This window comes from Xanthomonas sp. D-99, assembly GCF_017746145.1.
Taxonomy (GTDB): Bacteria; Pseudomonadota; Gammaproteobacteria; order Xanthomonadales; family Xanthomonadaceae; genus Xanthomonas; species Xanthomonas cissicola.
Window position 1 is genome coordinate 65,189 of sequence record NZ_JAGHWU010000001.1, and the last position, 13,218, is coordinate 78,406.

Consider the following 13,218-nt stretch of genomic DNA (forward strand, 5'->3'; position numbering starts at 1 on the left):
AGCCACCGGCCCAACCAGCGAAAGCGAGAATCGCCCAGCCACGGACGATTCCCGATTCCCCATTCCCCATTCACCCCTGCTGCAGATAATCCAGCGACACCTGCAACAGCGCGCGCAAGCCCACATCCAGCGACGACTCGTCCAGCAGGAACTGCGGCGAATGGTTGCTGGGTGCGGTGGCCGGGTCGATACCCTTGGCGGTGGAGCCGACGAAGAAGAACATCGACGGCACCTGCTGGGCGTAGAACGAGAAATCTTCCGCGCCCATGTGCAACGGCGGTTCGTACACATTGTCGGCACCCACCACGGCCTGCAGGCTGGGCAGCATCCTGGCCGTCAGTGCGGGGTCGTTGACAGTGGCAGGATTGCCCGGCTGATCCGGCACCTGCGCCTGGACCTTGGCCCCATGCGCGGCGGCGGTGTGTTCGGCCACGTTCTTGAGATCGGCAAAGATCTGCTGGCGCATGCCCTCGTCGAAGGTGCGGATGGTGCCGACCATTTCCACATCGTCGGGGATGATGTTGTAGCGGATGCCGCCCTTGATCGCGCCGAAGCTGAGCACCGCCGGCTGCTTGGACAGGTTGGCGCGGCGGCTGATCACCGTTTGCGCGGCGCCGATCATGTCGGCGCTGGCCACGATCGGGTCGATGCCGTTCCACGGCGCCGAGCCATGGGTCTGGCGGCCGATCATCTTGATCGCGAAGCGGTCCGAGGCCGCCATCAGCGGGCCGCTGCGCACCGCGATCTTGCCGGCCTGCACGCTGGAGAACACATGCAGGCCGAACACCGCCTGCGGCTTGAAGTCGGCAAACAGGCCTTCCTTGAGCATCAGCGAGGCGCCGCCCTCTTCGTTGCCTGGGGCGCCTTCTTCGGAGGGCTGGAAGATCAGCATCACTTCGCCGGGCAACTGCTCGCGCATGCCCACCAGCGCTTCGGCGACGCCGAGCAGGATGGCGGTGTGCGCATCGTGGCCGCAGGCATGCATCACCCCGACCTGCTCGCCGCGGTATTCGGCGGTGGCCTTGGAGGCGAACGGCAGCCCGGTCTGCTCTGTCACCGGCAGCGCGTCCATGTCCGCACGCAGTGCGATCTTCGGCCCCGGCTTGGCGCCCTTGATGATGGCCACCACGCCGTGATGGGCAATGCCGGTGCGCGGCTTGAGGCCCAGCTTGCGCAGCTGCGCGGCCACGGTGGCGGCAGTGCGCTCCTCGCGGTTGGACAACTCCGGGTGCTGGTGGAAGTCGCGGCGCCATTGCACCACCTTGGCCTGCAGCGGGGCGGCAGCGGCCTGAACGTCGGGCCGCTGCGCAGTCTGCGCGGTGGCGAGCATGGGCAGGGCGAGCAGCGCGCTGGTCAGCAAGCGGGAGGGGCGCATCGGCAATCCTCGAAAGATGGTTGCCTAATGTAGTGCAGGCGCGTGCCGGATGGGCTGTAGTGGGGCCCGATTCAGCCCGGCGGTCAACCGCGGTAGCCGTGGCGCGTTGCCGCTGCAGTGCAAGTGTGACCGTTGCGGTCGTTTCGCCGGCCGAGCCGTTACTTCAGTAACGCTCAATTGGGAGAGCGCAACGATATGCTTTGCACAGCCGCCCCACGGTCGCATCCACGCGTCCGGCCCGCCCCTCAGGAGTTGTCGCATGTCGCGTTTTTGGAAGATCACACTGCTGGTTGTCGCGGTGCTCGTCGTGGTGTTCGTCGCAGTGCGGATGATGGGTGGGGGCAATCACGGCAAGCGCGCAGGCGCGCCGGACGGCAATGACCCGGACAACAGCGGCCCGGTACCGGTGACGGTGGTGGCGGCCACCACGCAGGACGTTCCGGTCTATGCCAGCGCGCTGGGTACGGTCACCGCGCTCAATACGGTCACGGTCAGCCCGCAGGTGGGCGGCCAGTTGATGAGCCTGAATTTCAAGGAAGGCCAGGAAGTGAAGAAGGGCGATCTGCTGGCGCAGATCGATCCACGCACGCTGCAGGCCAGCTACGACCAGGCACTGGCCGCCAAACGCCAGAACCAGGCGCTGTTGGCGACCTCGCGGGTGAATTACCAGCGTTCCAACGACCCGGCCTACAAGCAATACGTCTCGCGCACGGATCTGGACACCCAACGCAACCAGGTTGCCCAGTACGAGGCCGCGGTTGCGGCCAACGACGCGCAGATGCGCTCGGCGCAGGTGCAATTGCAGTTCACCCGCGTCACTGCGCCGATCGACGGCATCGCCGGCATCCGTGGCGTGGACGTGGGCAACATCGTCACCAGCAGCTCCACGATCGTCACCCTGACCCAGATCCGCCCGATCTACGTGTCTTTCAACCTGCCCGAGCGTGAGTTGCAGGCAGTGCGTACCGGTCAAACGGCGGCGCCGCTGGCCGTAGCGGCACTGGATCGCGGCGATGCGCATGTGATCAGCAGCGACGGCAAGCTGGATGTGATCGACAACCGCATCTCCGCCGACAGCGGCACCTTCGGCGCACGCGCGATCTTCAACAACACCGACAACGCGCTATGGCCGGGCCAGTTCGTCAATGTGCGCCTGCAGCTGCGCACCATCGCCGGCGGCACCGTGGTGCCGTCCCAGTCGGTGCAGCGCGGCCCTGACGGCGATTACGTATACGTGGTGGGCAGCGACAACACCGCACAGATGCGCACCGTGGTACAGGGCGTGGAAGTGGACGACAGCCATGTGCAGATCACCAAGGGCCTCAAGCCCGGCGAGCGTGTGGTGACCGAAGGCCAGTTCCGCCTGAAACCGGGCAGCAAGGTCAGCGCGCTCAAGCCGGGCGAGACGCCGCCGGAACCGACCGAGGCCGAACTCAAGGCCGCCAAGGACAAACAGAGCCGTGGTGGTGGCCCCGGCGGCCGTCGTGGCGGCGGTCCGCGCTAACTCTCGACCACCGGCGACGGAACTTCCGTCGCCGATGTGCGCCGGCGCTGCATGCGCCGGCTTCGCCTGACGTCTTCAGCAAGGACACCCCCCGTGGGCTTTTCGACCATCTTCATCCGCCGCCCGATCGCCACTTCGTTGTTGATGGCCGGCGTCCTGCTGCTGGGCATCCTGGGCTACCGTCAATTGCCGGTCTCGGCATTGCCGGAAATCGACGCGCCCAGCCTGGTCGTCACCACCCAGTATCCCGGCGCCAATGCGACCACCATGGCCTCGCTGGTCACCACGCCGCTGGAGCGCCAGTTCGGGCAGATCTCCGGCCTGCAGATGATGACCTCCGATTCGTCGGCGGGCCTGTCCACCATCATTCTGCAGTTCTCGATGGAGCGCGATATCGATATCGCCTCGCAGGATGTGCAGGCGGCGATCCGCCAGGCCACCCTGCCCTCTTCGCTGCCGTACCAGCCGGTCTATAACCGGGTCAATCCGGCCGATGCGGCGATTCTCACGCTCAAGCTCACCTCCGATTCGCTGCCGCTGCGCGAGGTCAACCGCTATGCCGATGCGATCCTGGCCCAGCGCCTGTCGCAGGTGCCGGGCGTGGGCCTGGTGTCGATCGCCGGCAACGTGCGCCCTGCGGTGCGCATCCAGGTCAACCCGGCGCAGCTATCGAACATGGGCCTGACCATGGAGTCGCTGCGCAGCGCGCTGACCCAGACCAACGTCAGTGCGCCCAAGGGCTCGCTCAACGGCAAGACCCAGTCCTACAGCATCGGCACCAACGACCAGCTCACCGACGCGGCGCAGTACCGCGAGACCATCATCAGCTACAAGGACGGCCGCCCGGTGCGGCTGGCGGACGTGGCCAACGTGGTCGATGGGGTGGAGAACGACCAGCTGGCCGCCTGGGCCGACGGCAAGCAGGCGGTGCTGCTGGAGATCCGCCGCCAGCCCGGCGCCAACATAGTGCAGACGGTGGAGCAGATCCGCAACATCCTGCCGCAGCTACGCTCGGTGTTGCCGGCCGATGTGCATCTGGAGGTGTTCTCCGACCGCACCGAAACCATTCGCGCCTCGGTGCACGAGGTGAAGTTCACCCTGGTGCTGACCATCGCGCTGGTGGTGGCAGTGATCTTCGTGTTCCTGCGCCGGCTGTGGGCGACCATCATCCCCTCGGTGGCGGTGCCGCTGTCGCTGGCCGGCACCTTCGGGGTGATGGCCTTCGCCGGCATGTCGCTGGATAACCTCTCCTTGATGGCGCTGGTGGTGGCCACCGGGTTCGTGGTCGACGATGCGATCGTGATGATCGAGAACATCGTGCGCTACATCGAGCAGGGCAAGAGCGGGCCGGAAGCGGCCGAGATCGGCGCCAAACAGATCGGCTTCACCGTGTTGTCGCTGACCGTGTCGCTGGTGGCGGTGTTCCTGCCGCTGCTGCTGATGCCGGGCGTCACTGGGCGGCTATTCCACGAGTTTGCGTGGGTGCTGTCGATTGCGGTGGTCATCTCGATGCTGGTGTCGCTGACGTTGACGCCGATGATGTGCGCCTACCTGCTCAAGCCCGATGCATTGCCCGAAGGCGAAGACGCGCACGAGCGCGCAACCGCCGCCGGCAAGACCAACCTGTGGACGCGGACCGTGGGCGCCTATGAGCGCAGCCTGGACTGGGTGCTTGCCCACCAGCCGCTGACCCTGGCCGTGGCGATCGGTGCGGTGGCGTTGACGGTGGTGCTGTATGTGGCCATTCCCAAGGGCTTGCTGCCCGAGCAGGACACCGGCCTGATCACCGGTGTGGTGCAGGCCGACCAGAATGTGGCGTTTCCGCAGATGGAGCAACGCACCCAGGCGGTGGCCGCCGCGTTGCGCAAGGACCCGGCGGTGACCGGCGTGGCCGCCTTCATCGGCGCCGGCACCATGAACCCCACGCTCAACCAGGGCCAGCTGTCGATCGTGCTGAAGACGCGCGGCGAGCGCGAGGGCCTGGACGAAGTACTGCCGCGCCTGCAGAAGGCGGTGGCCGGCATTCCGGGCGTGGCCTTGTTCCTCAAGCCGGTGCAGGACGTCACCCTGGACACGCGCGTGGCCGCCACCGAATACCAGTATTCGATCTCGGACGTGGACAGCAGCGAGCTGGCCACCTGGGCCGGGCGCATGACCGAATCGATGCGCAAACTGCCCGAGCTGGCGGATGTGGACAACAACCTGGCCAACCAGGGGCGTGCACTGGAACTGAGCATCGACCGCGACAAGGCCAGCATGCTCGGCGTGCCGATGCAGACCATCGACGACACGCTGTACGACTCCTTCGGCCAGCGCCAGATCTCCACCATCTTCACCGAGCTCAATCAGTACCGCGTCGTGCTGGAAGTAGCGCCGGAATTCCGCACCAGCACCGCCCTGATGAACCAGCTGGCCGTGGCCAGCAACGGAAGCGGCGCGCTCACCGGCACCAACGCCACCAGCTTCGGCCAGGTCACCTCATCCAACTCGTCCACCGCCACCGGCGTGGGCGCGCAGAACACCGGCATCGTGGTCGGTGCCGGCAGCATCATTCCGCTGGCCGCGCTGGCCGAAGCCAAGGTCACCAACACACCGTTGGTGGTGAGCCACCAGCAACAGCTGCCGGCCGTCACCATCTCGTTCAACCTGGCGCCGGGGCATTCGTTGTCGCAGGCGGTGGCGGCGATCGAGAAGGCACGCGAAGAACTCAAGATGCCGACCCAGGTGCATGCGCAGTTCGTCGGAAAAGCTGCCGAATTCACTGGCAGCCAGACCGATATCGTGTGGCTGCTGCTGGCCTCGATCGTGGTGATCTACATCGTGCTGGGCGTGTTGTACGAGAGCTATATCCACCCGTTGACCATCATCTCCACGCTGCCGCCGGCCGGTGTCGGTGCGTTGCTGGCGCTGATGCTGTGCGGGCTGAGCCTGTCGGTGGACGGCATCGTTGGCATCGTGCTGCTGATCGGCATCGTCAAGAAGAACGCCATCATGATGATCGACTTCGCCATCGACGCACGCCGCGAAGGGGCAAGCGCGCACGATGCGATCCGGCGCGCCTGCCTGCTGCGCTTCCGCCCGATCATGATGACCACCGCCGCGGCCATGCTGGGCGCGTTGCCGCTGGCGCTGGGCACCGGCATCGGCTCGGAACTGCGCCGCCCGCTGGGCATTGCGATCGTCGGCGGCCTGCTGCTGTCGCAGCTGGTCACGCTGTACACCACCCCGGTGATCTATCTGTACATGGAACGCGCCGGCGAGCGCCTGCGCGCATGGCGTGCGCGCCGCGCAGCGCGCCATGACGGCGCAACCCCGGCATCCACCTCGGAGCGATCGGCATGACGACTGCTGACGTCTTCGCTGATCGCTCTGCCTGCCCACGGCATCGCCTGCCCACACGCACGCGTGGAGGCCGCGCTGGCTGTTGCCTTTACCAATTCCCGAATCCCGATTCCCGATTCCCGGCACCACACCCATGAACATCTCCGCGCCCTTCATCAAGCGCCCGATCGGCACCTCGCTGCTGGCGATCGGTTTGTTCGTGATCGGATTGATGTGCTACCTGCGGCTGGGTGTGGCGGCGCTGCCGAACATCCAGATTCCGATCATCTTCGTGCACGCCACCCAATCCGGTGCCGACGCCAGCACCATGGCCTCCACCGTCACCGCGCCGCTGGAACGTCACCTGGGCCAGTTGCCCGGGATCGACCGCATGCGCTCGTCCAGCTCGGAGAGCAGCAGCCTGGTCGTACTGGTGTTCCAGAGCAGCCGCAACATCGATTCGGCCGCGCAGGACATCCAGACCGCGATCAACGCATCGCAATCGGACCTGCCCTCCGGGCTCGGAACGCCGATGTACTCCAAGGCCAACCCGAACGACGACCCGGTGATTGCCATCGCGTTGACCTCGGAGACGCAATCGGCCGATGAGCTCTACAACGTGGCCGATTCGCTGCTGGCGCAGCGGCTGCGCCAGATCACCGGCATCAGCTCGGTGGACATTGCCGGGGCATCCACCCCGGCAGTACGCGTGGACGTGGACCTGCGCGCACTCAATGCACTGGGCCTGACACCGGACGATCTGCGCAATGCGGTGCGCGCGGCCAATGTGACTTCGCCGACCGGATTCCTGTCCGACGGCAACACCACCATGGCCATCATCTCCAACGATTCGGTGTCCAAAGCCGCCGATTTTGCGCAGTTGGCGATCTCCACCCAGTCCAACGGGCGCATCGTGCGCCTGGGCGATGTGGCCACCGTTTACGACGGCCAGCAGGATGCCTATCAAGCCGCCTGGTTCGACGGCAAACCGGCGGTGGTGATGTACGCCTTCACCCGCGCCGGCGCCAACATCGTCGAAACCGTCGACCAGGTGAAGGCGCAGATTCCCGAACTGCGTAGCTATCTGCAGCCCGGCACCACGCTCACGCCCTACTTCGACCGCACACCCACCATTCGCGCCTCGCTGCACGAGGTGCAGGCCACGCTGATGATCAGCCTGGCGATGGTGATCCTGACCATGGCGCTGTTCCTGCGCCGGCTGGCGCCCACCCTGATCGCCGCTGTCACCGTGCCGCTGTCGCTGGCCGGCTCGGCGCTGGTGATGTACGTGCTCGGCTTCACCTTGAACAACCTCAGCCTGCTGGCGTTGGTCATTGCGATTGGCTTCGTGGTCGACGATGCGATCGTGGTGATCGAAAACGTCATGCGCCATCTGGACGAAGGCATGTCGCGCCTGGACGCGGCGTTGGCCGGTGCGCGCGAGATCGGGTTCACCATCGTCTCCATCACCGCCTCGCTGGTGGCGGTGTTCATCCCGATGCTGTTCGCCAGCGGCATGATCGGTGCGTTTTTCCGCGAGTTCACCGTGACGTTGGTGGCGGCGATCGTGGTGTCGATGCTGGTGTCGCTGACCTTGACGCCGGCGCTGTGCAGCCGTTTCCTGTCGCCGCACGCCGAGCCTGAAAAACCCGGCCGTTTCGGCGCCTGGCTGGACCGCATGCATGAACGCATGCTGCGCGTGTACACGGTGGCGCTGGATTTCTCGCTGCGCCACGCCCTCCTGCTGTCGTTGACGCCGTTGTTGCTGATCGCCGCCACCCTCTTCCTGGGCAGTGCGGTCAAGAAGGGCTCGTTCCCCGCGCAGGACACCGGCCTGATCTGGGGCCGCGCCAATTCCAGCGCCACGGTGTCGTTCGCCGACATGGTCAGCCGCCAGCGCCGCATCACCGACATGCTGATGGCCGACCCGGCGGTGAAAACCGTCGGCGCACGCCTGGGCTCCGGCCGTCAGGGCTCCAGCGCATCGTTCAATATCGAGCTCAAGAAGCGCGATGAGGGCCGTCGCGACACCACCGCCGAAGTGGTCGCGCGCCTGAGCGCCAAGGCCGACCGTTATCCGGACCTGGATCTGCGCCTGCGGGCGATCCAGGACCTGCCCAGCGACGGCGGCGGCGGCACCAGCCAGGGCGCGCAATACCGCGTGTCGCTGCAGGGCAACGATCTGGCGCAGCTGCAGGAATGGCTTCCCAAACTGCAGGCTGCGCTGAAAAAGAACCCGCACCTGCGCGATGTCGGTACCGACGTGGATACCGCCGGCCTGCGCCAGAACATCGTGATCGACCGCGCCAAGGCGGCGCGCCTGGGCATCTCGGTGGGCGCCATCGATGGGGCGCTGTATGGCGCGTTCGGCCAGCGCTCCATTTCCACCATCTATTCCGATCTCAATCAGTACAGCGTGGTGGTCAATGCATTGCCGTCGCAGACCGCCACCCCCAAGGCGCTGGATCAGATCTTCGTGCCCAACCGTGCCGGCCAGATGGTGCCGATCACCGCGGTCGCCACCCAGGTACCGGGCCTGGCGCCGCCGCAGATCATCCACGAAAACCAGTACACCACGATGGATCTGAGCTACAACCTGGCGCCGGGCGTCAGCACGGGCGAGGCGGATCTGATCATCAAATCCACCGTGGAGGGCCTGCGCATGCCCGACGGCATCCGCCTCAGTGGCGACGACAGCTTCAACGTGCAGCTCAGTCCCAATTCGATGGGCATCCTGCTGCTGGCCGCGGTGCTCACCGTCTACATCGTGCTGGGCATGCTCTACGAGAGCCTGATGCATCCGGTGACCATCCTGTCCACCTTGCCGGCCGCCGGCGTGGGCGCGCTGCTGGCGTTGTTCATCACCAACACCGAACTGTCGGTGATCTCGATGATCGCGCTGGTGCTGCTGATCGGCATCGTCAAGAAAAACGCCATCATGATGATCGATTTCGCGCTGGTGGCGCAGCGCGTGCATGGCATGGATGCGCGCGCAGCCGCACGCGAGGCTTCGATCGTGCGCTTCCGCCCGATCATGATGACCACGATGGTGGCGATCCTGTCCGCCGTGCCGCTGGCGGTGGGCCTGGGCGAGGGCTCGGAGCTGCGTCGCCCGCTGGGTATCGCGATGATCGGCGGGCTGGTGTTCTCGCAGAGCCTGACCCTGCTCAGCACCCCGGCGCTATACGTGATCTTCTCGTGCCTGAGCGAGCGCTGGAAGGCGCGTCGCGCCCGCGCGCGCGCGCGCCGTGCAGAACGCGCAGCGGCGCGTCGCCCGGCCGCCCAAGCGCACTGAGGTTTCGCAAGCATCGGCCGCATTGCCGGGCAGTGCGGCCTGTTGGAGCAGCTGGCAAAGATCGCGCTCAGCACTCGGTGGGCGCGGCCGGTGATCGGAATCGGCATGTGCCGGCGCGTACACGCCATTGCGGTGTGCCACCCGCGCCTGACAACTGATCGCCATTGTTTCGGCTGCTCTCGGTGCATTCAGGGCCGACAATGCGGACGTGTTCGTGCGTACAGCGGTACGTGGTCTGATCCTGCGGCGCCTTTGCAAGCAAGCCCATGCGTGGCTTTGCCCTCGCATGGGCGTATCGGCAACCGCCAGGTGCTCCGGCTGGTTGCCGGCGGCCCCAAGCGATCGCGACTAATGCACCTGTTCGCGCTGGACGGTAGGCTGCGCTGGTTACGGTGCCTGCCCACTCGGGCATGACGCATCGACCCCGCACTGCGCCCGGACCTGATGGCCGACTGCATCGGCTTCGTCTCGACAGGACCGCACGCAGCAATCCGCGCTGTATCGCTCACGTGCTTCCAGAGGACTGCCCGGTGCAAGTCACACCCTACCTGTATTTCGAAGGCACCTGCCGCGCAGCATTCGCGCACTACCAACAGGTGCTGGGCGGCGAACTGATGTTGACGACGTACGCACAGATGCCCCCGCAAGCGGGATCTGACATGTCGATCGACGCTGCGGCAACCGACCTGGTGATGCACGTGACCCTCGCTGGGCCGAATGGCCCCTTGCTGATGGGCTCGGACATGCCGCCGGGCCAGCAGTTGGAGGGCGCCAGACCGGTGTCGGTCGGGCTCGGTTTCGACGATAATCTTGAGGCCGAACGCGCGTATACGGCATTGGCCGAGGGCGGTCAGGTGCAGATGCCGTTCGGCCAGACCTTCTGGGCAGAAGGCTTCGGCATGTGCACCGACCGCTTCGGCATCCAATGGCTGGTCAACGGCCGTGACCGGAGCGCCTGACCAACGCGCCACGCCGCAGGGCACCGCCGCATGACCACGCACGTTTTGGTCAACCTGCCGGTCGAGTTGCTACCGCGCTCGGTTGCCTTCTTCACCGTCATGGGCTTTACCTTCAATCCCGCCTACACCGATGCGAACGCCACCTGCCTGATCCTGGGCGAGCACATCTTCGCGATGGTGCCGGTCAAACCGTTCTTTCGGGGCTTCAGCCATCAAGGCATCTGCGACATGGCCAATGCCGCAGAAACCATTACTGCGTCGGCGGTGGGCGCGCCGAGGTGGATGCGTTGGTGAGCAAAACGCGTGTGGCCGGTAGGCAGGTGCACAGCGCCGCGAAGCATGATGGCTTCATGGATCAACATGGGTTTGCGGCCCGGACGCCACGTGTGGCAGGTCTTCCATAGCAGCCGTATGCCAGGCTGAGTGCCAGTGAGGCCGTCACAGCGCAGTGCAATACGGCGCGCAGCGCGCGCTACACCAGCAAGCCCTGCAAGGAGTCGCGCTCCAGCTGCGCGTACAGCGCGAATTCGTCATGCACCTGCGCGCCCAATGCCTGTTCGAAGCTGCGCTTGCTCGAGTGCGCGGCGTAGGCGCGCTGTTCTGCACCGCCCAGATTTGACTGGAAAATGCCGGCCGCACTCACCGGCAGGAAGTCTTCATAGATGATCGGGTCGGCGCTGACCAGCCCAAGCGCAATTGCCGTTTCTGCCGGCATGGCGGCCACCTGCGCGGGGTCGGCGCGGCCGGCGTCGGTGAGCGCATAGCGGAAATACCCCAGCCCTTCCTGCCGCAGCAACGCCTCGTCGTCGGGGAAGGCCACGAAGGCAGTCTGCAGCCGGGTGGCGTAATCGGTGCCGGTGCTGCCGGCGCCATCGGCATCGCGCGCCTGCGCCAGCAGCGCGTCGTACAACGCGCGCCCCTTTGGCGTGAGGGCAAGGCCGCGCTGCTCGATCTCGCCAAAGCGTGCGGTATGGGTGCCGTGTTCCGCTTGCCCGTCATCGCCGACAAAACGCACCGGCTCTTCCAGCGCCTTGAAACTGGTCTGCCGCAACAGGATCGGCACGCGCCGACGCGGCGGCCCCTCGATCACCGCCTTGGCATCGATGCCGGCGCGTTGCATCTGTTCCTGCGCCGCATCGATGTCCAACGTGCGTGGCGTGAGGTGATTGATGTGCGGGCCGTGGAAGCTCACCACATCGGCAATCAACTTATGCGCCTGGCTCAGCGCGCGATAGGTCGGCAACGACACCGTGGCATCGCCATGCCAGCGGAAGGTTTCCAGCGCTTCGGCCACGAACTGCCGTGCCTGGTCGGCATCCAGCCCGCCCTGCTGTTCGTAGCGCTCGATCAACTGCAAGGCGCCGGCGGTAAAGATCTGTCGCTGCTGCAGGATCTGCTGCGCCTGTTCGCGCAGGGCGGCGTCTTCGATCAGTTCCAGCCGCAGCAGCGAGGTGAACACGCGAAACGGATTTGCCGACAGCGCCGCCTCATCGATCGGGCGGAACGCGGTGGAATGCACCGGCACGCCGGCCACCGACAGGTCGTAATAGCCCACCGGCTGCATGCCCATCACTGCGAACAACCGGCGCAAGGTGGCCAGTTCGGCCGCCGTGCCGACACGGATGGCGCCGTGCCGTTCCAGATCCAGCCGCGCGCGCTCGTCGTTGCGCTGCAGCCGCTGCGCCAGCGCCGGATTGGCCTGCAGCGTCTGTGCGTTGACCTGCGCCACCAGCGACATCAGATCGCCATACAACGGCACCTCGGTGCGATACATGTCCGACATCGCCTGGGCGAACCAGCTGCGGATCTGATCGGGAGAGACAAAGGCGGTATCGCGCATGGGCTGGTCTTGGGCAGGTGCCGGCCGAACGCCAGCGGTACCGCATTCTCGCCGACCACGCCCTGCGTCGACCAGCGGCACGGCAGCATTGCAGGGCGACGCGATTAGTGCGCAGACAGCCGCGCCATGCCGGGAAGTGCATGACGCGACGACACAACGACCGCGTCAGAGCCCGGCCTGCGCCGCCGCTTCGGCCGCTTCGCTCGCCTGGCGCGCCGCTTCCAGGCGCTGCGCATGATCGCCGAGCTGCCGGCGCAGCAATGCATCCAGGGTGATCGGACGTTCCCAGCGGTCGTAGCTGGCGACGATGGCGTGCCTTAGCGCGCGCATGTGCAGGTTGTCCGGTGCCACCGACAGCCGCGCGACCACGCCCTCCCAGCCATCGCGATGGTCGCGGCTATAGGCGCGTACCGTGTCGCGGCACGACAGCTGTACGGTCTGCGCCCAGAAGCACGCGAAATAGATATCCCCGGCATGCCAGCCGTGCACTTGCAGCAGCGCCTGCACGTACGCGCGCGGCGTGCCGGTATAGCGCGCCACCTCGTCGATGAAGCTGGCCGGATAGCGCTGCGCATAACTGCCCATATCGGCCAGGTGCTGATCCACCCAGGCATCGCCGGTGCCTGGGGTCGCCGCTGGCGTCGGTTCTTCCGTAGCAGCTGCGGTCGCCGAGGCCGGCAAGGCCTGCGCGGCGCCCAGCGCCGGCCACAGCAATGCCACCAGCAATGGCACAGAGCGCAACATGGATGAGCGGGATACGGGCATGCAGCGATGATGCCGCATGCGTGCGGTGCTGTCAGGCGGACGCCGGATCAAGCGCCACTGCCGGGCGCCAGGCACATCCGCTTTTCAACGACCCACGCCTGGCGAGGAAGTGCACCGGAGCCCCCCAGTTACGCTATCGGGCATAGATGAGCGCGTCGG

At 66.2% G+C, this 13,218-nt stretch carries 8 protein-coding genes; 5 read left to right on the forward strand and 3 right to left on the reverse strand.

Annotated features, from left to right (window positions below; genetic code table 11):
* Positions 1–70 precede the first annotated feature (70 nt).
* The gene (locus J7360_RS00320; RefSeq protein ID WP_209033023.1) at positions 71–1,375 is read right to left on the reverse strand and encodes a M20 family metallopeptidase; all 1,305 of its coding nucleotides are present in this window, start codon (positions 1,373–1,375) and stop codon (positions 71–73) included.
* Positions 1,376–1,634: 259 nt separating this feature from the next.
* Between J7360_RS00320 and J7360_RS00325 the strand changes: the two genes are divergently transcribed.
* From J7360_RS00325 to J7360_RS21220, 5 genes are all read left to right on the forward strand, one after another.
* Positions 1,635–2,879 (forward strand): efflux RND transporter periplasmic adaptor subunit, encoded by a 1,245-nt coding sequence (locus J7360_RS00325; protein ID WP_057658633.1) that lies wholly within the window; start codon positions 1,635–1,637, stop codon positions 2,877–2,879.
* 93 nt (positions 2,880–2,972) lie between these two features.
* Positions 2,973–6,221, forward strand: a complete 3,249-nt coding sequence (locus J7360_RS00330; protein ID WP_057658636.1) for an efflux RND transporter permease subunit — start codon at positions 2,973–2,975, stop codon at positions 6,219–6,221.
* A 133-nt stretch (positions 6,222–6,354) separates the two neighbouring features.
* Positions 6,355–9,495: an efflux RND transporter permease subunit gene (locus J7360_RS00335; RefSeq protein ID WP_057658638.1), complete on the forward strand. Its 3,141-nt coding sequence runs from the start codon at positions 6,355–6,357 to the stop codon at positions 9,493–9,495.
* A 530-nt stretch (positions 9,496–10,025) separates the two neighbouring features.
* Positions 10,026–10,454: a VOC family protein gene (locus J7360_RS00340; RefSeq protein ID WP_081027436.1), complete on the forward strand. Its 429-nt coding sequence runs from the start codon at positions 10,026–10,028 to the stop codon at positions 10,452–10,454.
* Between the two features lie 30 nt (positions 10,455–10,484).
* A complete protein-coding gene (locus J7360_RS21220; protein ID WP_223670069.1) occupies positions 10,485–10,748 on the forward strand; it encodes a hypothetical protein in 264 nt (87 codons plus the stop codon).
* Between the two features lie 178 nt (positions 10,749–10,926).
* Here J7360_RS21220 and J7360_RS00350 read toward each other — a convergent pair whose 3' ends face one another.
* Together J7360_RS00350 and J7360_RS00355 are read right to left on the reverse strand one after the other, a co-directional pair.
* Positions 10,927–12,294 (reverse strand): VOC family protein, encoded by a 1,368-nt coding sequence (locus J7360_RS00350; RefSeq protein WP_057658640.1) that lies wholly within the window; start codon positions 12,292–12,294, stop codon positions 10,927–10,929.
* 165 nt (positions 12,295–12,459) lie between these two features.
* Entirely contained in the window at positions 12,460–13,077 is a 618-nt protein-coding gene (locus J7360_RS00355; RefSeq protein WP_057658688.1) for a hypothetical protein, read from the reverse strand.
* Positions 13,078–13,218: the final 141 nt, after the last annotated feature.